This is a genomic window from Yersinia vastinensis (genome assembly GCF_902726565.1).
Lineage (GTDB): Bacteria > Pseudomonadota > Gammaproteobacteria > Enterobacterales > Enterobacteriaceae > Yersinia > Yersinia vastinensis.
The window spans coordinates 124159-144415 of the sequence record NZ_CACVAF010000004.1; the positions used below are offsets into that span (position 1 = coordinate 124159).

Below are 20257 nucleotides of genomic sequence, written 5' to 3' on the forward strand. Positions count from 1 at the left end.
AAAAGAGGAAGATTAAGAAGAAACCCTAATAACACGCTAAGTTAGGGTAACTCATCCATAAGAGTAAATGTGACGCAATCCACGCGCACAGAAAGTGCTTAAGATAATACTTTTTTTTAATGGTACTGTTATCGGTTAAATCGAGTATAGGCTCGCCGGGACGCTTTCTCAATAATAAATCGTTCCCGGCTTGCATGTTCGTTAGTGACTATTTTTATTAGTAATAATGACTCAGTGTGAATATTTTCTTCTTACTTATCATTCGGCTGCTGCCACGTTGGTGTAGCAACACCTTTAATCTTTGCATTCGCACTCACTGCCAAGTTTCTCTCTTGACCTAAAGCGTAGCAATAAATGCCATAACCTAGGGCCGCCAAAAGCACGGTTGAAAGCATCACTGTGACTGTGGCCAATAAGGGTTGGCTGATATAAGCCGAAACCATCATGCTGGCGACAAAACACAAACCGAGCTGAAGGGTATTTTGTAGCGCTGCTGCCTTTCCTGTATTCGCCGGAAAAGGGGTTAAAGCATTTGCTACGATAATAGGGTAGCAGGCACCATTCACTAGTGCCATTAAGCAGAAGGGAATAAGTAAGGTTGTTAATGTCGGAGTCGTTAATGTGGCGATCAGATAGAGTGCTATCATGCTAGCGGCGTAACCACTTAGCAACCAAGGCAACAGTGTATTGCCTTTCATCCGTGTTAGTGCACTACGGCAACCAAAACCACCCAGCAGAAAAGCTAATGTTTGTGGAACATAACTCAAACCTATCGCGTTTGGGCTATACCCCATATCTCCCAGAATAAAGGGTGACCCGGTCAACCAAGCAAAAAAACCTGCGCTACATGCCGCAAAAATCATCACGTTTCCGCTAAAGACCGGTGATTTCAGCAACTGCCAGAAACTAATGGCACTTTTATTTTGTGCTGCCTTATCAGAGGTGGTTTTTTTCCGCTCTTTCAGCAAGGCGGTCGGGATTAGCAATAGAAGTGTCACGGCCAATAATACGACAAAAATTGACCGCCAACTAAAGTGGTTTAAGAGCCATGCACCGAGCAACGGGGCTAGAGCAGGAGACAACGCCACTAAAGGCATAATAGTGGCAAAAACCCGGTTGGCTTTACCGTCCCGATAGCGGTCGATGACTAATGCTTGCCAGCTAACAGCGGCAGAACAGACGCCGACGGCTTGGATAAAACGCAGCACCAATAACTGGGTTGCAGTTTCAACCCACAAAATCCCCAAACAACCAATAGCAAAAAGCCCCAACCCGGCGAGTAGCACAGGTTTACGACCCAGTTTATCGGAAATTGGCCCCCATATAAGTTGAGCGATGGCGAAACCAGCGAGAAAGATACTTAGGCTGGCACTAATGGAGCCGGCTGAGGTTTGCAGTTCTTGTTGCATAGCGCCAAAGGCAGGTAAATACATATCTGTAGCCAGATAACCCAACATGCTCAAACCAGCCAGATAGAACATGAAACTTGATGACGTCTTCATTCTTTATTTCTCTTTATCATATTTTTTGCAGGTAATTTGCTGTTTTTAGAAATTTTATCATTAGGGATTTATTGCGGGGGGCATTCTATACGGCGCGATATTCTGTTGTGAACCGGTAATATTTGCGACATGCTATCAAAAAAATTGATAGCAAACGATTGAGTGAAAAGAGGTAGAAAAAATGTGGTCGGAATATGCGTTGGATGTGGTTGATGCCGTAGCTCGTACGGGGAGCTTCAGTGCAGCCGCCCAAGAATTGCACCGTGTGCCGTCTGCGGTGAGTTATACCGTACGCCAACTGGAAGAGTGGTTGGCAGTTCCGTTGTTTGAACGGCGCCACAGAGACGTGGAGTTGACCCCTGCGGGGCTGGTTTTTATTAAAGAAGCTCGAGATGTTATCAAAAAAATGAATGACACACGCCGTCAGTGCCAGCAAGTGGCGAATGGCTGGCGTGGCCAACTCAATATTGTGGTGGATAAAATAGTCAAACCGCAGCGGAGCCGCCGCTTAGTATTAGATTTTTATCGTCATTTCCCTGATGTTGAGTTGCGGGTACGCTATGAAGTGTTTAATGGCGTCTGGGATGCGCTGGTGGATGGGCAGGCTGATATGGCTATTGGTGCAACACGTGCAATCCCGGTGAGAGGGCGGTTTGTGTTTCGTGATATGGGATTCTTGTCATGGCTCTGTGTGGTCAGCATTGACCATCCTCTTGCTCGTTTGACAGGGTCACTGAGTGACGATCAATTACGGCCTTACCCCTCGTTGTGTTTAGAAGACACGGCGAGAAACCTGCCAAAACGGGACACTTGGACATTGGATAATCAACAGCGATTGGTGGCACCGGATTGGATGACCGGAATTGATTGTTTGTGTGAAGGATTGTGCATTGGCATGGTGCCTGCTCATATGGTGTCGCCTTTGATTGCGCAAGGAAAGTTGACGGTATTAACGTTGGCGGAGCCACTTCCCGATAGCCCATGCTGTTTAACTTGGGAGCAGAATAACCATTCTCCCGCTTTGGCTTGGCTGCTAGATTATTTGGGTGACAGTGTCACGCTAAATGACGAGTGGCTAAGAGACGATAATGCTCAGTTTGGCGAGGGAGTTGAGCAGTAGTGGCCGGTGGCATTGAAAGCTACCGGCCAAAGAGGATTAACGGCGATAGTCGCGATATGGACCGTCAGCCACAGAACGGCGTTCGACCAATTTTGGATGCACCTCAATGGTCTGCGGATCTTCGCGTTTGCTGACAATACGATCCAACAACATGGCAAAGGCAGTTTCACCTAATCGCTCTTTGGGTTGGTGAATCGTTGTGAGCGCTGGCGAGAAATAGCGGGCATTACGCACGTTATCATACCCGATCACCGAAATATCTTGCGGCACTCGCAAGCCCAGTTCATCAGCTGCGCATATTGCGCCCATGGCCATAATATCTCCACCACAGAATACGGCGGTAGGGCGATGTTTTTGCGTTAGAATCTGATGCATGGCTTTATAGCCCGATTCGGGTTCAAAATCGCCCTGAACCACCCACTCATCACGCAGCGTGATGTTGGCCTCCTCTAAAGCTTTCAGAAAACCTTGATGGCGGCCCCCGCCGGTATTTCGCGACAGTTGGCCGGGGATGGCTCCGATATCACGATGACCGCGCTCAATCAGATAACGGCCTGCTAAATAGCCGCCTTCAAATGCATTATCAATAATTGAATCGGTAAAATCACCGCGCGCAGTGCCCCAATCCATCACCACCATGGGGATATTGCGATAATCTTCCAGCATCCCTAATAGTTGTTCTGGATATTCAGAACACATTACTAATAAGCCATCGACACGTTTTTGCGCCAGCATGGCCAGATACGCTTTTTGCTTATCCAGATTATTATGAGAGTTACATAAAATCAGGGTATAGCCCTTGCTATAACAGCTATTTTCAACCGCTTCGATCACTTCAGCAAAATAGGGCGCTTCACTGGATGTTGCCAGCAAACCAATTGACTTTGTGTGATTGACTTTCAAACTGCGAGCCACAGCACTGGGCGAATAATGCAATTCTTTAATTGCCGCCCACACGGCAGCCTTGGTGTTTTCGGCGACGAAACGAGTTTTATTGATCACGTGCGAAACGGTGGTGGTGGACACACCCGCATGTTTGGCCACATCTTTAATCGTTGCCATAAAAAAATAACTCCTAAGCTTACCTGTTACAGCAGGTAAGTATTATGTTAATCGTTTGCCTGCATGACTCGAAAACCGCTCAGACAGAAACATGATAGTAGGCTGGATAGTTGAATCCGCTGATTGTCTGAGAGTATTTATTGGACGTTATTAGTCGGTATGCAGTTATGAACTGCGAATTTTGTCTGATCTGGAGGAAAAGGGGAAGAGCTAATCAATGTTATAAAGTGCGTAATGAGCACAAGATTTTTTTTCCTAACTGTGGGAAAATAATTTAACGCACTAATTATGTGCCTTTTCCCTACTAAAACTAACCGGCTGAGGAGTATTTATGGATACCAATCTGAAAATGTCGCTGATTACGACTGTTGGCGCGCTGGCGATGATTATTGTCTTTAGCTTCGTGGCGGTCATGAATTAATTAAACCGCTTGCCGGTGTGAAGTGCTAAGTAGGGCGGATAATTCCGCCCTTAATTATTTTTACAATATCAGGCTAAATTCTTCTCGACGAAGGACCAGTTAACCAGTGCCCAGAAGTTCTCCAGATATTTTGGTCGTGCGTTGCGATAATCGATGTAATAGGCGTGTTCCCACACATCAACAGTCAACAATGGTTTATCAGCAGTTGTCAGTGGCGTGGCAGCATTTGATGTGCTGACAATTGCCAGCTTACCATCTGCTTTTTTTACCAGCCATGTCCAGCCTGCGCCAAAATTTTTCACTGCCGCATCAGTAAACTGCGCCTTAAATTCAGCAAAAGAACCAAACGATTGATTAATGGCATCCGCCACTTTGCCGGTCGGTTCACCGCCACCATTAGGGGATAGGCAATGCCAGTAAAAGGTGTGGTTCCAGACTTGGGCCGCATTATTAAAGATACCGCCACTGGAAGTTTTCACGATCTCTTCCAACGTCTTACCAGCAAATTCAGTATCTTTAATCAGATTATTGAGGTTAACCACATAGGTGTTGTGGTGCTTACCGTAATGGTATTCCAGGGTTTCAGCCGAAATATGTGGCTCTAGCGCATTTTGTGCATAAGGTAATGCAGGTAATTCAAAAGACATAGCTCTCTCCTTTCGGGGTTGCTCAGGGTGTTTGCTCCTCAAATCCGATCATTAGCAGTAGCCATGATGTGGCGAAGAGCGGTAAAAACGTAATTGTTATACTTTTGTTGTGGGTATTAATCTTAACAACTTTCGGCAGGAATGACAGAAATAACCACACTGTTGAATGGGTAATTGCACGAAAGTTAAACACATTATGTAATGTGATTGATGAGGGCACAAAGATGTGGACACCCGATAGATTTACCGGGTGTCAGCGAAAAAGTTAGCGGATGGTTTTGGGGGTCACTACACGCCGCGCCCCTACATAATGATCTTGCCAGTAGTCGTTATTCATCATGCTGATACGGATTTCTTCACCTGTCCGTGGGGACTGAATGAACTTGCCATTACCTAAATAAACACCAACATGATCCGCTACACCGCGATTAGCAATATTGAAGAACACCAAATCGCCACTTTCTAATTCAGTGCGCTTAACCGGTGCAGCATCACGCAAGTGATACATTTCATTGGCAGTACGAGGCATTTTTATTCTGATGACATCTTTGTAGGCGTAATAAATTAGGCCACTGCAATCAAAACCCGTATTAGGGGAGGAGCCGCCCCAGCGATAAGGTTTACCGACTTGTTTCATCAGTTTACTCATGGCGGTCTGCTTGGCGTGTTGGTAGCGCTTTTTATGTGCGGGGCTGAGTTTGATCTTATTATTTGCGGCTAATTCCGTACCTGCTTTACCTTGTGCTTTATTTCTATGTCGGCCATAGGCGACTTTTTCTGTTTTTTTGACCGCCACTTTTTTTATGGTTGCGGTTTTAATGTTTGTTTTTTTGCTTGCAGTGACTTTATTACCGGACGGTTTACTGACTTCTTGTGTTTTCTTCTTGGCAGTTTTGCCAGTGGAAGCCGCTATTTTCTTTTTATCATTATTGGTTGCTGTTTTATTCTCGCTATTTTTGTTGGCGGTAGTTTTATTGTTAGCAACTTTGGCTTTCTTTATGCTTTTATCTGCTTTACGTTTTTTACGATCATCAGGGCTGGCTTGACTCACTTGGCCCTTCTTTTGCTCAGCAGAGACGTGAGCCTGCGGCGACGCATGCGCCAGATTTAGAAATAGCTGGGTAAACAGCAGCACAAACAGCGTAAGTAATAAACGCATAATAACGCTACCAACCTTGGCCCTGAGATGAATATGAAGAGTCACAGTATTGCCGAAACTCCGGATATAAAAAAGCAGAGAGCTATGGGTTTTTAATCGATATTGTGAGAAAACGTTAATGGCATCGCAATTGTTGTTTTTTCACGCGTCAAATGGCCTTAAATCAACCATACGTCAACGAGTTAACTGCCACGTATTTCAGACATCCCATACAGAAGATAATAATGAAGTGATGGGATCAAAAATGTTATTATAAATGCACATATTTGTAGCTGACAATATAACCATTTAGATACAGAGTAAAGCCCCTGCAAAAGATGGCGTTTTATTCCTGTCGTGACAGTCGCTACAATGGGCGGTACGCAATAATTAAATTGAGTAATAAGTATTGTAGCCACAGGGCTTGAGGAAGCAAGAAATGACGACGATTGATAAAATTCAGCGCCAGATAGCGGAAAACCCAATCCTGCTTTATATGAAGGGTTCACCTAAGCTGCCAAACTGCGGTTTCTCTGCTCAGGCTGTGCAGGCGTTATCCGCGTGCGGCGAACGTTTTGCTTACGTTGATATTCTGCAAAACCCAGACATTCGCGCTGAACTGCCAAAATATGCCAATTGGCCAACATTCCCGCAACTGTGGGTTGATGGTGAATTGGTTGGCGGTTGCGATATTCTGATGGAAATGTATCAGCGCGGTGAACTGCAACAGTTGCTGAAAGAAACTGCTGATAAATACCGTTCGGAAGAAGAAAAACCAACGGCAGAGTAATGTGTTACGGGTGAATGCAGCAATAAAAAAGGTGGCTTGTCGGCCACCTTTTTTTATCGAAAAATATCTACCTATCTGTAGAGTTACTCTGATTCGCCCGCAGGTACTGGCCAGCCACCCAGTTTTTTCCAACGATTGACCAACTCACAGAATAATTTTGCGGTTTGCATGGTGTCGTATAGGGCGGAGTGTGCCTGGCTGCTATCAAACGGGATGCCTGCAGTTAGACAGGCTTTTGCCAGCACGGTTTGCCCCAGCACAAGCCCACTCAGGGCTGCGGTGTCAAACGTGGCGAAAGGATGGAACGGATTGCGCTTCAGACTGGCGCGCTCGGCCGCTGCCATGACAAAGCTGTGATCAAAATGGGCGTTATGCGCGACAATAATTGCCCGATTACAGCCTTGGTCTTTCAAACCCTTACGTACCGCTTTGAAAATGGCATGCAAAGCATCATATTCACTGACTGCACCACGCAAAGGATTGGTGGGGTCTATTCCGTTAAATGCCAATGCTTCGGGCTGTAAATTAGCACCTTCAAACGGTTCTACGTGAAAATGCAATGTTTCATCAGGCAACAACCAGCCATCCTTGTTCATCTGCAAGGTGACGGCGGCAATTTCTAACAATGCGTCAGTTTTAGCATTAAAACCGGCAGTTTCCACATCAATTACTACTGGGTAATACCCACGAAAACGGCCACTCAGGGCGTTAAGGTCACTTTTATCTGCCATCAGTTTCTTATCTTCATCGAATTCAGCGCGCATTATGTCAAATTTTGGCGCGAGATGCAGGGGGATATCGCGATGAGAAAAAGGCACCTTACCGGTGCCTTTCAGTTAATCAGTTTCCGAGGCCGTGTCCGGCACTCTTATTCTCGATTAACTCGATTTTGTAGCCGTCGGGATCTTCAACAAATGCAATGACAGTATTACCGCCTTTGACGGGGCCTGCTTCGCGAGTCACTTTGCCACCCGCACGACGAATTTGATCGCAAGTAGCGGCAACATCGTCCACACCCAGCGCCAAGTGACCGAATGCTGTCCCCATCTCGTAGCTGTCTACACCCCAGTTATAAGTCAGTTCGATAACTGAACCTTCGCTCTCGTCGCTGTAACCGACGAATGCCAGTGAGTATTTATACTCAGTATTTTCGCTGGTACGTAATAAACGCATCCCTAATACTTTGGTGTAGAAATCAATAGAGCGTTGCAGGTCCCCGACGCGGATCATGGTATGGAGTAAGCGCATTTACAAAGCCCCTTATAATCAATAAGTTAAATTCACAAGTAATGATAAATCAAAACTAATTTATTATCATATAGCAATATTGCCATACTCACTACCCTGACAATCTTTTACAGCTAAAAAACAAAACAGCCAGTGAGAGTGTTAATCTAACTGGCTGTTAGTTATCAGTTTAAATCAGTTAACGATTACAGTGTTGGGTAGTCGGTGTAGCCCTTAGCACCACCACCGTAGAAAGTCTCACCATCAGGCTCATTCAGTGGTGCATTTTGTTGTAGGCGAGCCACTAAATCAGGGTTGGCAATATAGCTACGACCAAAAGCAACAGCATCGATAAAGCCTTTCTCAATCAGATTTTCGGCTTTTTCTGCTGTATATGCGCCAGCACCGACAATCACACCATTGAAACGGGCACGCACGGCATCGCGGAATGCATCTGAGTAAGGCTTACCACCGGCCCAATCTGGCTCGGAAATGTGTAGATAAGCAATGTGACGTTTATTGAGTTCGTCAATCAGATATAGTGCTGCCTCTTCTTGATCCTCACCGTTATCCAGACCATTGAACGGGCCGAGTGGTGAGATTCGAATACCAATATGTTCCGCTCCCCATTCAGCGGCAGTGGCATCAACCACTTCCAGAGTCAGACGGGTACGGTTTTCAATGCTGCCACCGTATTGGTCGGTACGCTGGTTTGAGGCTGGCGACATAAATTGATGCAGTAAGTAGCCATGAGCGGCATGCAGTTCTACATAGTCAAATCCTGCCTCACGAGCATTGGCAGTTGCCTGACGGAAATCATTGATGATGCCAGGAATTTCTTCGGTTTCCAGTGCGCGTGGAGTCGAGCAGGGAACACGTACCCAAGCACCGTTTTCATCACGTACGGTGGTACGGGTATCGGCGGCAATAGCCGAGGGGGCGACGGGGGCTTGTTGGCCCGGTTGCAGGCTGTTATGTGAAATACGACCCACATGCCATAACTGTACGGCAATGTGTCCACCTTCTTCATGCACTGCTTGAGTGATTTCTTTCCACGCGTTTAACTGTTCTTGCGTGTGTAACCCCGGAGCACCGGCATAGCCTTTCGCTTGGAAAGAAACCTGAGTGGCTTCAGTAATAATCAAACCAGCGCTGGCCCGTTGACGATAGTATTCAGCCATCAAAGGGGTTGGGATATCACCCGGCTCGATACTGCGTAAGCGAGTCAGTGGTGCCATAAATACGCGATTTGGCAAAGTGAGCGCGCCAACTTTCAAAGGGGAGAACAGTTTAGCAGTTGTCATGGTGCGTCCTATATTAATAGACCAGTCAACTAGTGACTGGGTAAATCCTGAATATAAAATAAATACATTTCAAGATCATTGGGTTATTAGCTTATTAAGCAGGTTGTAAAATCAGTTCGATACTTTCCAGCGCACAGGTCAGCGGAGCAACCGATCGTTTCACTTTGGCGCGTAGCGAAGCACCAAGCCATAAGGCATAGAGTGTTTCCGCTGTTGCAGCAGGGGAAAGCGTAATGCGTAGCGAGCCTTCTTCAATACCGGCTTCGATGGCATCTTGCAAACGACCAATCACGCGAGCAGTACCCATATCCAGCGCATGGCGCATAGGTTCGGATAAATCACTCACTTCGGCTGAAAGTTTAACCGCCAGACAAGCATTGTGGCATTCACTGCCACAATAGTTAGCAATAGCTTGAGCAAAATAGTGCAGTAAATGGTGACGCTTATCCCCTTGTGAGCCGGTTAGTAGGCTCTCCATCTGCGCGTCATAACGATCAAAATAACGCTGTAGCATCGCCTCACCGAAAACTTCCTTTGAACGGAAATAGTGATAAAACGAGCCTTTGGGGATACCCGCGGTTGTCAATAACAAACTGAGTCCCATGCCATTAAAACCAAGGCGTAGGCTAAGGCTCTCACCAGTTGCTAATAAATGCTCGCGGGTGTCTACATGTGTGTGCTGTATTTTGTTCATGCTCAGAAGCGTAATAGACCGATCGGTCTAGGTCAAGAAAAAAATGCCAGCAGTGGAGCATGCTGGCATTAATATTAAACGTTATCGATGGTTTAAACGCACTTCCTATTTACTGATTTGGCATGCGACATTTTTGTAGTAAATCCATTTCAGACTGATATTCAGTAGTTTGAATATTCAGCATGCCCAATATCGTGTGGAAGAGATTGTCATGAGACACCTCATCATGCTGCGCGCTGTCGGAGAGGCATTGGCGGTTAATGCCATAGTTTTTTGTGTATTCAGGAGACAACCACATTAAGAAAGGTATGTGTGTTTGTTGACTAGGAGCGAACATATAAGGTGTGCCATGCAAATACATGCCATTTTCGCCCAAAGACTCGCCATGATCAGAGAGATAGACCAGTGCAGTATTAAACTTATTGTTGTGTTGTTGCAGTAACTTAATGGTGCTATCCAACATCGCATCGGTATAAAGAATAGAATTGTCGTAGGTATTCACCAGCTCTTGTGGAGTGCAATCCTGAATTTGGTTGCTATCACAGGTTGGGGAAAATTGGCGTATCTCTGGGGAAGAACGGCGGTAATAAGCCGGACCATGACTGCCCATTTGGTGCAATACAATGACTGCATCACCTTGTAGCCCATTGATATAATTATCCAACTTGTAGAGTAAGGCGTTATCTAAGCAGACGCCATTCTCACAATCGGTCGTCAATTGCAGTTGAGTCACGTCTTGGTGTGGGACACGATCACAGGCACCTTTACAGCCACCATCATTTTCCCGCCACAAAACATTCAACCCAGCACGCGCCAAAATATCCATTAAGCCTTCCTGATGACTGGCTAGGGTTGCATCATAATTTTTGCGCGGCATATTCGAGAACATGCAAGGTACGGAAACCGCAGTTTCGGTTCCACATGAAGATGCTTTTTCAAAGTAGGCCACATTTTGTTTTTGCAAACGTGGATTGGTCTCCCGCCCGTAGCCTCCCAGTGAGAAGTTCTCCGCCCTGGCTGTTTCGCCTACAACTAAAATAACCAGCGTTTTCTTTTGTTGCCCACTAATGAGTGGGCCTTTGTGAGCATCTTCGCCTATCGTTACCAATGCCATATTACTGGCAAAATATTTATGTTTCGCAAACTGAATACTGCCGCTGACAAAGTTGGACGGTGTTAGCATTTTAACGATGCTTTTATTGTTACGAATCAATGAGGCGTAATCTTTATAAAATAACGCCGCGACCAAAAGAATAATGAGGGCAGATATCAGAATATTTGCCGCGCGCAGCCCCAGCATATACCACCACGGACGGGCAGCACGAATATGCACAAAACAGATAACAATTGCGGGGAGAATGCCTAATACCAGCAGCCATACCGCCATGCGCGGAGTGAAAAGGGCGGTGGCTTCTTGTGAGTTAGTCTCAAAAGCATTTTGCATCATGTTGGCGTCAATCACGGCGCCGTAGCTGAACATGAAATAATTCGCAGCCGCACTTCCTAGTAGGAATACGATAATGATGGGTTTTCGTAGCAAGGGGACAGCCAGCAAGCTAAAAATGATATTGAGTGCGCAGAAGATAACGAGCGGAATAGTCGCGGCAAAAAAATAACTGTCACTGCTATCAAAGTGAATCAAAGACCAGGCTTTATGGATAAACAGCGCATTTTGAAAGAGTGTAAAAAACAGTGCGCTAGCCAGAATAAAAACCAATCCGTTACACTGTAACTTATATCGTGCATTCATTGTGAAAATAAGACCCTACAGTTCACTAATTGCCGAAATGGTATCGAATGAAACTTAAGAAAACCTTAGCGGTTGAGCGCAGGGTGAAACTGCGGGGAAGGAATTTTCGTGTTGGTAGGAATAGGAGCTTGCCAGCGGCGGTGAAGCAGTCTTCAATTAGGGTATCAACATCAGGAGGCAGAGTGTCTCAGCAACTTGAGTTTTTTGACATCCCTAGCCCGTGCCGCGGTATCTGCCAAACAGATGACCGTGGCTTTTGCCGTGGTTGTATGCGCAGCCGGGAAGAGCGCTTTAATTGGATGAAACTGAGTGACCCGCAAAAGCGGGATGTGCTGCGTCTGTGTCGCCAACGTCTATTGCGCTTACAGCGCGCTAACAAACAGCCAGACGAACCGCTACCGGAACAACCGTCTTTATTCTAATGCTTCCCAGAATTTTTTAACGTTTCGGGCGATTTCACCTTTCTGATGCCTATTGACCTTGAATTCCTTGTTCAGGGAGGATGATCCTTTTTGTTGGTTGTGTATGCTTGTGAACAAATAAACAAATGAGGTAGCTAATAATGGATACACGTAGCCAACTGGCTCCGCTAGGGCCTGAGTTTTCCCGTATGATTTGCGGTTATTGGCGCCTGATGGAATGGGGAATGACGCCTCAAGAATTGTTGGCCTTCATTGAGCAACATATTGAGTTGGGTATCACCACAGCTGATCATGCGGACATTTACGGTGGTTATCAATGCGAACAGGCATTTGGGCAAGCTTTGCGTCTTAAACCGTCATTGCGTAGTCAACTGGAGTTAGTGAGTAAATGTGGTATTGCCACCACAGCTAAACCAGAACATGCGCTGGGGCACTATATTACTGATCGTTCACATATCATTGAAAGCGCTGAACAATCGCTGGCTCACATGCACACCGATTACCTTGATTTATTGCTGATTCATCGTCCTGATCCCCTGATGGATGCTGATGAAGTTGCTGAGGCATTCACCCAACTGCACAAAAGCGGCAAAGTAAAACATTTTGGTGTTTCAAACTTTAGCCCTGCACAATTCAGTTTGCTGCAATCACGCCTGCCATTCTCATTGGTCACCAATCAGGTGGAAATTTCGCCGCTGCACCAACCTGCGATTGTTGATGGCACACTTGATGCTTGCCAGCAGCTCCGTATTAAACCAATGGCATGGTCTTGTTTAGGCGGCGGCCGCTTGTTTAGTGACCCGGAATTCCAGACATTACGTGATGAATTACAGACAGTGGCGCAAGAAATGGGTGCTGACAGCATTGAGCAAGTGGTCTATGCGTGGGTTCTGCGTCTGCCATCTGCACCATTACCGATAATCGGCTCTGGCAAAATTGAGCGGGTCAAGGCGGCATGGGCATCGCTGTCTTTGACGATGACTCGCCAGCAGTGGTTCCGTATTCGTCGTGCAGCTTTGGGCTACGATGTGCCTTGAGTCTTTCCTCTGCGCCAGCACTGTTTAGGCTGGCGCGGTTTTGCTTTCCTCTCCCGGTACAGCCAATTGGAGCTGCGTTAATGAGCAGTAGAGCCGCCAGATAAGCCCGGCTAGCTCCCGGCCTGAAGCATCAGGATATTGGCCTAAAATCGCACTCATCCGCTGCAACTCTTGCAACGTCGCTTGCAAAGACGCGGGTTGAACACCTTTCTCTGTCATACACCCTTTTAAACAGTGAATACAGACATCACGCACGGCTGATAATGGTGCAGACGTTGTTTGCCAATCACGCAGTTGCCAGACTACATGGCTGCAATTGAGCAGCACCATCCCCCAACGGAGTAACCACAAGCGAGCGGGTTGATCTTTGCTGAGATTAAGCTGATTTATACGATGATAGATCAGTGACTCGAATTGATTTTGGTTTTGCTGTGGTCGGCTACTGAGTTGATCGATAAAGTCACGGCGTAATACGCGGATAATACGTCGACTTTTGCGTTTGTCAGAGCTGGGGCGCAGAACTTGGAATGCAACACCGGCCAACATCACGCCGACCAATTTACCAATATTATCATTCAGAAATTCTTGATAGTCATAGCTAGGAGGGTTGGTAACACTCAGGAAAGAACCCATAAATACAATAAGTTGTCCCCACAGTGAGGCATACGTCGGGTGCTGGAGCTTCATCATTTGCATGGTGATTAAGATAGGGAATAGCAGGGCAGCAAATTGCCAAAAATCATCCATTTGCACCATCACACCAAATTTCAGAATAAAGCAGCTTATCGAGAGCAAAACGATGGCTTTCAATAGGGTCGCGATGCTGTCGGTGGGCGACGGCGTTGCGGAGTAGAGCACGCAGCTTACCGCCGCTAATGCGAGCGCCGCGCTGCCAGAGATCCATTGCGTATTTATCCAGAACGCGCAGCCGATAACGATACAAACGAAGGTTCTCAGGCCATTGTAGGCAGCTTCATAGGTATCGGTATGGCGGGCTAAAGCGGTCACCGGTGGCGGCGATAGGACCCCGTCCTCAGGTTCTCTATCCAGTTGTGCCAGCCAACGATTAACCTGTAAATATAACCAACAAAAATGCCGTAATCGTAACCAGAAAGCATGATGACGATAATCAAACTCATCATGTGGAGCGATTTGTTGCAGTATTTTGGCAAGTTGGTATTTATCACAGTCTGGCTGTTGCAAGGCCGTCAGTAATTGGGTCAGGACGGTGGCCAGATTTTCTGGCGGTGATGGCCAGTTAACTAACATACGGCGCAAGCTGGTAATTACACTGGTGATACGTAACTGACGATGCAGAATAAAGTTCAATACATTATTTTGTCGCCGCAGACGGTAATGGCTCCAAAAGGCTTGAATCCGCAGCAGGTTCATGGTGAGAATTTGACCTATCAGCCCTTCGTGTGAGGTGCGAATCTGCGGGGTAAGTTCGGTTTGCCACAATAATTCGGCATGTTCCAGCAAGCGCGATTGCATTCGACGTAATGATGTGAGTAATGCCTCACCATCCGAAGTGCTCGGCAGCAACATCATCATCAGCCCACCACAGAGAATACCGGTAATGACCTCACAGACCCGAGCTTGGGCAATATCAAATATTTGCTGTGTATCTGTAGTATTGACGGTTGAAAAGGCAATAATGGCGGTGGTGTAGCCAGCTAAAGCAAAAGCATAAGAAACGTTATTCTGATAATGGTTTGAGACAAAAGTACATAAGCCAATCCAGGTGGCAATCACAAAGGTAAACAACCAAGGGTCGTTCAAGCAATGGCCTGCGATCACCAATGAAGCCGCGGCACCAATAAGGCTACCAATAACTCGGCCAATACTCTTACTGATAACACCGCCGACGGTTGGGAAACTGACCACTGCGGCCGAAGTCATAGCCCAATAGGGTTCATCTAAATTCAGAGCAAACGCAATCCACAACGATAAACACATCGCCAGCGAATTACGCAGAGCATAACGCCACTGACTTGCATTAGCTTTACCCCAAGGCGTTTGTTGCCATGAAGGGAAAGTGAGCCGCATGAGTTACTGCACCAAGGAAATTGTACAGGTGGTCCCGGCGATCAACGTGACATCGGCAGGAACATCCAACAATTTAATGCGCACGGGAACGCGTTGTGCCAAGCGCACCCACGGAACATTAGGCTTCACATCAACCAAAAGATCACCGCCCGTATCGACACTTTGATCATAAATTGCGCGACCAATGCTCTCTACCACTCCGCGTAAAGGAATGTTGCCATTATACAGAACAATTTTGGCTTCATTACCTTCTCTAATGTGTCGCAGTTTAGTTTCCTCGAAATACCCCATCACATAGAATGAGTCGGTATCGATTAGCGCGACTAAAGGAGTACCGGCGGTCGCATAGTTACCAACGCGGGTCTGAAGGTTGGTGATATATCCATTGGCAGGGGCATAAATTCGGGTTTTGCTAAGGTTCCATTTCGCTTGTTCAAGATTGGCCAATGCCCCTTGATAAGCGGCTTTCATACTCTCTGCGGTTAAATTGGCAATATCAAGGTCTTCGCCAGAAATGATATTTTTTGGCAAGTTGCGCCGGCGCTCGGCTTCGTGATTGGCTTTAGCCAATTCAGCCTGGGCCCTGATTAATGCGGCTTGCGCATTATCCAGCGCCAACTGATAGGGTTGCGGGTCAATCACAAATAATAAGCTACCCGAGGTTACCAACTGGTTATCATGAACTAATATTTTAACCAATCTGCCAGAGACTTCAGGGGTGATGCTGACTAATTCCGCCCGAACTTTGCCATCGCGAGTCCAGGGAGACTGCATATAATAATTCCACATCCACCAACCAGCACACAGTGCGAGGGCGAATACGATGACTGAGGTGAAATATTTAAAAGACTGATTATTCATATCAATTTACCAACTGGCTAATATCCATAAAGAAACACTGACTGCAATGACAAAAATGGACAGATCCATTAATATTGGATGCCAGATATCGCCAGAGTAGATCCAATTCCGCAGCACATGATGGATCAATAGCCATAACACCAAACCTAGCATAACTGCCTTAAATATCGGCGGGAAATAGATTGAGGCGCCTAAAACCAAGTCTGAAAGTGGGGCATTTGCGGATAATATTGATACATACATAAGGTTAATCCCTAAGAGGTAATTTTAGTAAATACATCATTTTTGCTAAAGGATTCCTTGTATTTATTGCTATTGTCTAAGCATCGACGGTATATATACATTTGTGTTTTTAATGTTAATTACCCAAAATAGACTGGACTCTGGTAGTTATGCTAGCACGCTAAATAAAAGGAGGGGCAATTGGAATCGACATTAGGATCTGATTTAGCACGATTAGTTCGCGTTTGGCGCGCACTTATCGACCATCGGTTGAAGCCGCTGGAACTGACCCAAACGCATTGGGTTACCTTGCATAACATTAATCGTTTACCACCTGAGCAATCACAGATTCAACTGGCAAAAGCGATTGGTATCGAACAACCATCATTGGTTAGAACCTTAGATCAACTGGAGGAGAAAGGTTTAATCACGCGTCACACCTGCGCAAATGATCGACGTGCAAAGAGAATAAAACTGACGGAACAGTCTTCACCGATAATAGAGCAGGTTGATGGAGTCATCTGTTCCACTCGCAAAGAAATTCTTGGGGGAATATCACCCGATGAAATTAAATTGCTAACTGGTTTGATTGATAAGCTCGAGAGAAATATTATTCAATTACAAAGCAAGTAATAATTAGATGTTACGCTTCTATTCACAGCAGAAAGAACATTTTTAGTTACCAGAACAAGTCAGGGTTCGCAATGAACCCTGACTTTTAATTATGAGTCACCCGGCGAGGTGATTAGCGCGGGCTTACAGTCACAGTGCTGCCACTGCTAGCAAGCATGACACGCTGACCAACACTAAAGCGAGTTGGACCTTGTTTCTGAACAACCAAAATGGTTGTGCCATCGTCTTTACGGACTTCTAGTTGCACGCCATCAGTGCGGTTCATTGCACCTTGAACACCTTGTCCAGCCATACCACCAGCGACAGCGCCTGCTGCGGTTGCCAAGCTACGACCTGTACCACCGCCGACAGTATTCCCAAGGAAGCCACCTAATACCGCACCACCGATAGCGCCCATAACATTGTTTTCATCGCCGCCTTGGATAGTCACAGGACGAACAGAGAGCAAAGTACCGTAAGTCACTGTCTGTACTTGTTTGGCTTGCGAAGCGCTGAAGACATCGCCAGACAACGTATTGTTGTTGGCACAGCCAGTCAGGGTGACTGCGGCAATAGCAACGGCGATTAATGGCTTGATCATAAAAACTCCTATTAAAAATGCATAACCGTATTACGGTTCAGTATGCCGGGGATATCCAAATCCAGTCCATTGACGGCCTAGTATTTGCATAAAGTATGGCTTACCCAAATATTTATTTCACTACTTAACTGATTTTTGACTATGTGCTTAATTTTTCAACCACACCAATGGATTCGCAGCTTAGCGGTTTACACTTCAACCAATATTAAACGGTGGTTTAACTTTCTTAAAGAAAGAAATATCACTGACGTAAATGAAAATGTAAGAACGAGCCACTTTTATGTGACCCTTATTGCAAATAAAACGCATTCTTTAAGACATGCCCCTATGGCGGTATACACTTAAAAAAGTATATCTTTTCATGGTGTTATTTTTATCATTCTGACTTGGCTCACGGTAAGTCTTGTTGCTATTTTGTCCCTTAAAGGGAAATAAGGTCATTGCTATGAAATCAGGCCGTTTTATTGGAGTGATGTCAGGAACCAGCCTGGATGGAATTGATGTCGTACTGGCCGCTATTGATGAGCGGATGGTGGCACAACAGGCCAGTTATTGTCACCCGATGCCAGTGCAGTTGAAAAAAGATATTCTTGGTATGTGTCAAGGCCAGTCAACCACGCTATCGGCCGTTGGCAGACTTGATGCCCAACTTGGCATCTTATTTGCTGAAGCAGTACTGGCGCTGCTGGCCAACGAGGGGTTGACCGCGCAAGACATCACGGCGATTGGCTGTCATGGGCAAACCGTATGGCATGAGCCACTGGGGGAGCCTGCTTTTACCATGCAACTGGGCGATAATAATCGCATTGCTGCAATGACAAAAATTGCCACTGTTGGGGATTTCCGTCGCCGAGATATGGCCTATGGTGGGCAGGGCGCGCCTTTAGTCCCCGCCTTCCACCATGCCTTATTAGCCCACCCCACAGAGCGGCGCATGGTCTTGAATATTGGTGGTATTGCGAATTTATCGATGCTGTTACCAGATTTGCCAGTACGCGGTTTTGACACCGGGCCGGGTAATATGTTGATGGATGCTTGGATCTGGCGTAATCGCGCGTTGCCTTATGACGAAGACGCCGCTTGGGCCTCATCTGGTCAGGTTAATCGGTCACTGCTCGAGCTGATGTACGGCGACCCCTATTTTGCCTTGTCGGCTCCGAAAAGTACTGGGCGCGAGTATTTCAATGCCGGGTGGTTAGATAAGCAACTGGCTAAAATCCCGGGGATAAAACCTGAAGATGTGCAAGCGACGCTGGCTGAATTAACGGCAGTATCCATAGCCGAGCAAGTTCAATTAGCGGGAGGCTGCGATCGTTTGTTGGTCTGTGGCGGTGGTGCGCGCAACCCATTGGTGATGTCGCGGATGTCGGCTTTGCTGCCTGGCACCGAAGTGTGCGTGACGGATGATTTTGGTGTCAGCGGTGATGATATGGAAGCGCTGGCATTTGCCTGGTTGGCATTTCGTACCTTATCAGGAAAAACTGGCAATTTACCTTCAGTGACTGGGGCCAGTTGTGAGACCATTTTAGGAGCAGTCTATCCTGTATCGTCATGGTGAGGGTGTTAAGCTGCCATAGTTTAAGGCAGCTTATCCACTCAATGAGGACGATATGATGAAACGCTTTCTTGGTATGACAGCGGGTGTAACCGCAGTATTGATGCTGGCCGGATGTAACTTGGTACAGCCGAAGAATGAGACGTTGCACTATCAATGTGGCACGACCAAGCTGACGGTTATGCAGGACAACAAACACGATAAAGTCAGCTTGGTTTTGGATGGCAACCAACTGACGTTGCCGCAAGTGCGCGCCGCATCTGGTGCTAAATACAGTGATGGTCACTATACATTTTGGTCGAAAGGAAACAGTGCTTTTGTTGAGCGTGATGACAAAATCATTATCAATGACTGTGTTTTGATCAAGTAATCTAGTCGTTGCCGGCTCAGGGTGATTGTGATTCTGCACCAGCACGGGCAGAATGATAATCACTGCTTTCCTGCGCGTTATAGAGCTTATATGACTGACAATAATGAATTTGATGTTGCAGATTTGCGCCGTGAATATACTCGCGGCGGTCTACGTCGTAGCGATCTAACTGAAAACCCCTTGGAATTATTTGAACGCTGGCTAAAACAAGCCTGTGAAGCTCGTCTACCGGATCCCACGGCAATGTGTGTGGCGACGGTAGATGCCAGCGGCCAGCCTTACCAGCGTATCGTGCTACTGAAACACTATGATGATAAGGGGATGGTGTTTTATACCAACTTAGGTAGTCGTAAAGCACAGCAATTAGCTGAAAACCCACATATCAGCTTGTTATTCCCTTGGCATATGTTGGACAGGCAAGTCATTTTCCTCGGTAAAGCTGAACGGCTTTTCTCCCTTGAGGTGCTGAAGTATTTCAGCTCCCGCCCTAAAGATAGCCAGATTGGTGCGTGGGTATCCCAGCAATCTTCTCGAATTTCAGCCCGTGGCGTGCTGGAAAGTAAATTTCTCGAACTAAAACAAAAATTTCAGCATGGCGATGTCCCTCTGCCCAGTTTTTGGGGGGGATTTCGCGTCAAATTTGATTCTGTCGAGTTTTGGCAAGGCGGGGAACATCGCCTGCATGACCGTTTTATTTATCAACGGGATGCGGATGTATGGAAAATTGACCGTTTAGCCCCTTGAGAACGACGAAATAATTGTGGTTAAACCTAGCGCTCGTCCCACGAGCGCTTTATTCTATACCTTCCTTGAGCACCCCTCGTAAAATACAATTTTTGTACCAGACAATGTTTGTCACAGAGAATTTTTGTA

The 20257-nt window shown here is 46.4% G+C and carries 22 protein-coding genes; 9 read left to right on the top strand and 13 right to left on the bottom strand.

Features of this window, described 5'->3' with window-relative positions; translation table 11 throughout:
• Positions 1–251 precede the first annotated feature (251 nt).
• Entirely contained in the window at positions 252–1502 is a 1251-nt protein-coding gene (gene punC, locus HUZ92_RS07410) for a purine nucleoside transporter PunC (protein ID WP_235895133.1), read from the bottom strand.
• 181 nt (positions 1503–1683) lie between these two features.
• On the opposite strand from punC, the gene punR reads away from it, so the two are divergent.
• Entirely contained in the window at positions 1684–2622 is a 939-nt protein-coding gene (punR, locus tag HUZ92_RS07415) for a DNA-binding transcriptional activator PunR (RefSeq protein WP_050097582.1), read from the top strand.
• Positions 2623–2658: 36 nt separating this feature from the next.
• Here the strand turns inward: punR and purR are convergent, their stop codons facing one another.
• The gene (gene purR, locus HUZ92_RS07420) at positions 2659–3684 is read right to left on the bottom strand and encodes an HTH-type transcriptional repressor PurR (protein ID WP_050097583.1); all 1026 of its coding nucleotides are present in this window, start codon (positions 3682–3684) and stop codon (positions 2659–2661) included.
• Positions 3685–4015: 331 nt separating this feature from the next.
• On the opposite strand from purR, the gene cydH reads away from it, so the two are divergent.
• Positions 4016–4105: a cytochrome bd-I oxidase subunit CydH gene (cydH, locus tag HUZ92_RS07425; protein WP_019079325.1), complete on the top strand. Its 90-nt coding sequence runs from the start codon at positions 4016–4018 to the stop codon at positions 4103–4105.
• Positions 4106–4173: 68 nt separating this feature from the next.
• Here the strand turns inward: cydH and sodB are convergent, their stop codons facing one another.
• Together sodB and HUZ92_RS07435 are read right to left on the bottom strand one after the other, a co-directional pair.
• Positions 4174–4752, bottom strand: a complete 579-nt coding sequence (sodB, locus tag HUZ92_RS07430; protein WP_050097584.1) for a superoxide dismutase [Fe] — start codon at positions 4750–4752, stop codon at positions 4174–4176.
• A gap of 265 nt (positions 4753–5017) precedes the next feature.
• Positions 5018–5911 (bottom strand): C40 family peptidase, encoded by an 894-nt coding sequence (locus HUZ92_RS07435; protein WP_145579940.1) that lies wholly within the window; start codon positions 5909–5911, stop codon positions 5018–5020.
• 418 nt (positions 5912–6329) lie between these two features.
• Here HUZ92_RS07435 and HUZ92_RS07440 point away from each other — a divergent pair, with 418 nt between their 5' ends.
• Positions 6330–6680, top strand: coding sequence for a Grx4 family monothiol glutaredoxin (locus HUZ92_RS07440; protein ID WP_050097586.1), 351 nt, complete (start codon positions 6330–6332; stop codon positions 6678–6680).
• Between the two features lie 83 nt (positions 6681–6763).
• Here HUZ92_RS07440 and rnt read toward each other — a convergent pair whose 3' ends face one another.
• The 5 genes from rnt to eptA form a co-directional block, all read right to left on the bottom strand.
• Positions 6764–7444 (bottom strand): ribonuclease T, encoded by a 681-nt coding sequence (gene rnt / locus HUZ92_RS07445; protein ID WP_050097754.1) that lies wholly within the window; start codon positions 7442–7444, stop codon positions 6764–6766.
• 76 nt (positions 7445–7520) lie between these two features.
• The gene (gene gloA, locus HUZ92_RS07450; RefSeq protein ID WP_050097587.1) at positions 7521–7928 is read right to left on the bottom strand and encodes a lactoylglutathione lyase; all 408 of its coding nucleotides are present in this window, start codon (positions 7926–7928) and stop codon (positions 7521–7523) included.
• A 185-nt stretch (positions 7929–8113) separates the two neighbouring features.
• Positions 8114–9211 (bottom strand): alkene reductase, encoded by a 1098-nt coding sequence (gene nemA / locus HUZ92_RS07455; RefSeq protein WP_050097588.1) that lies wholly within the window; start codon positions 9209–9211, stop codon positions 8114–8116.
• Between the two features lie 94 nt (positions 9212–9305).
• Positions 9306–9905, bottom strand: a complete 600-nt coding sequence (locus HUZ92_RS07460) for a TetR/AcrR family transcriptional regulator (RefSeq protein ID WP_050097589.1) — start codon at positions 9903–9905, stop codon at positions 9306–9308.
• Positions 9906–10014: 109 nt separating this feature from the next.
• Positions 10015–11655, bottom strand: coding sequence for a phosphoethanolamine transferase EptA (gene eptA / locus HUZ92_RS07465; protein WP_145579941.1), 1641 nt, complete (start codon positions 11653–11655; stop codon positions 10015–10017).
• 182 nt (positions 11656–11837) lie between these two features.
• Between eptA and HUZ92_RS07470 the strand changes: the two genes are divergently transcribed.
• The gene (locus HUZ92_RS07470) at positions 11838–12077 is read left to right on the top strand and encodes a DUF1289 domain-containing protein (protein WP_050097591.1); all 240 of its coding nucleotides are present in this window, start codon (positions 11838–11840) and stop codon (positions 12075–12077) included.
• A 140-nt stretch (positions 12078–12217) separates the two neighbouring features.
• Positions 12218–13114 carry an aldo/keto reductase gene (locus HUZ92_RS07475; protein WP_050097592.1) on the top strand — a complete coding sequence of 299 codons (897 nt, stop codon included), beginning with the start codon at positions 12218–12220 and terminating at the stop codon, positions 13112–13114.
• Between the two features lie 24 nt (positions 13115–13138).
• Here HUZ92_RS07475 and HUZ92_RS07480 read toward each other — a convergent pair whose 3' ends face one another.
• The 3 genes from HUZ92_RS07480 to HUZ92_RS07490 are packed head-to-tail and all read right to left on the bottom strand — an operon-like array spanning position 13139 to position 16267.
• Complete coding sequence (locus HUZ92_RS07480) at positions 13139–15163, bottom strand: FUSC family protein (RefSeq protein ID WP_145579942.1); 2025 nt, start codon at positions 15161–15163, stop codon at positions 13139–13141.
• Between the two features lie 3 nt (positions 15164–15166).
• Complete coding sequence (locus HUZ92_RS07485) at positions 15167–16024, bottom strand: efflux RND transporter periplasmic adaptor subunit (RefSeq protein ID WP_050097594.1); 858 nt, start codon at positions 16022–16024, stop codon at positions 15167–15169.
• 6 nt (positions 16025–16030) lie between these two features.
• A complete protein-coding gene (locus HUZ92_RS07490) occupies positions 16031–16267 on the bottom strand; it encodes a DUF1656 domain-containing protein (RefSeq protein WP_050097595.1) in 237 nt (78 codons plus the stop codon).
• Between the two features lie 180 nt (positions 16268–16447).
• On the opposite strand from HUZ92_RS07490, the gene rovA reads away from it, so the two are divergent.
• Positions 16448–16879 carry a virulence master transcriptional regulator RovA gene (gene rovA, locus HUZ92_RS07495; protein WP_050097596.1) on the top strand — a complete coding sequence of 144 codons (432 nt, stop codon included), beginning with the start codon at positions 16448–16450 and terminating at the stop codon, positions 16877–16879.
• A gap of 112 nt (positions 16880–16991) precedes the next feature.
• Here the strand turns inward: rovA and HUZ92_RS07500 are convergent, their stop codons facing one another.
• Positions 16992–17459: an outer membrane lipoprotein gene (locus HUZ92_RS07500; RefSeq protein ID WP_050097597.1), complete on the bottom strand. Its 468-nt coding sequence runs from the start codon at positions 17457–17459 to the stop codon at positions 16992–16994.
• A 445-nt stretch (positions 17460–17904) separates the two neighbouring features.
• Here HUZ92_RS07500 and anmK point away from each other — a divergent pair, with 445 nt between their 5' ends.
• From anmK to pdxH, 3 genes are all read left to right on the top strand, one after another.
• Positions 17905–19017, top strand: coding sequence for an anhydro-N-acetylmuramic acid kinase (gene anmK, locus HUZ92_RS07505; RefSeq protein WP_050296256.1), 1113 nt, complete (start codon positions 17905–17907; stop codon positions 19015–19017).
• Positions 19018–19072: 55 nt separating this feature from the next.
• Positions 19073–19384, top strand: coding sequence for an MliC family protein (locus HUZ92_RS07510; protein ID WP_050097755.1), 312 nt, complete (start codon positions 19073–19075; stop codon positions 19382–19384).
• A gap of 90 nt (positions 19385–19474) precedes the next feature.
• The gene (pdxH, locus tag HUZ92_RS07515; RefSeq protein WP_145579943.1) at positions 19475–20128 is read left to right on the top strand and encodes a pyridoxamine 5'-phosphate oxidase; all 654 of its coding nucleotides are present in this window, start codon (positions 19475–19477) and stop codon (positions 20126–20128) included.
• Positions 20129–20257: the final 129 nt, after the last annotated feature.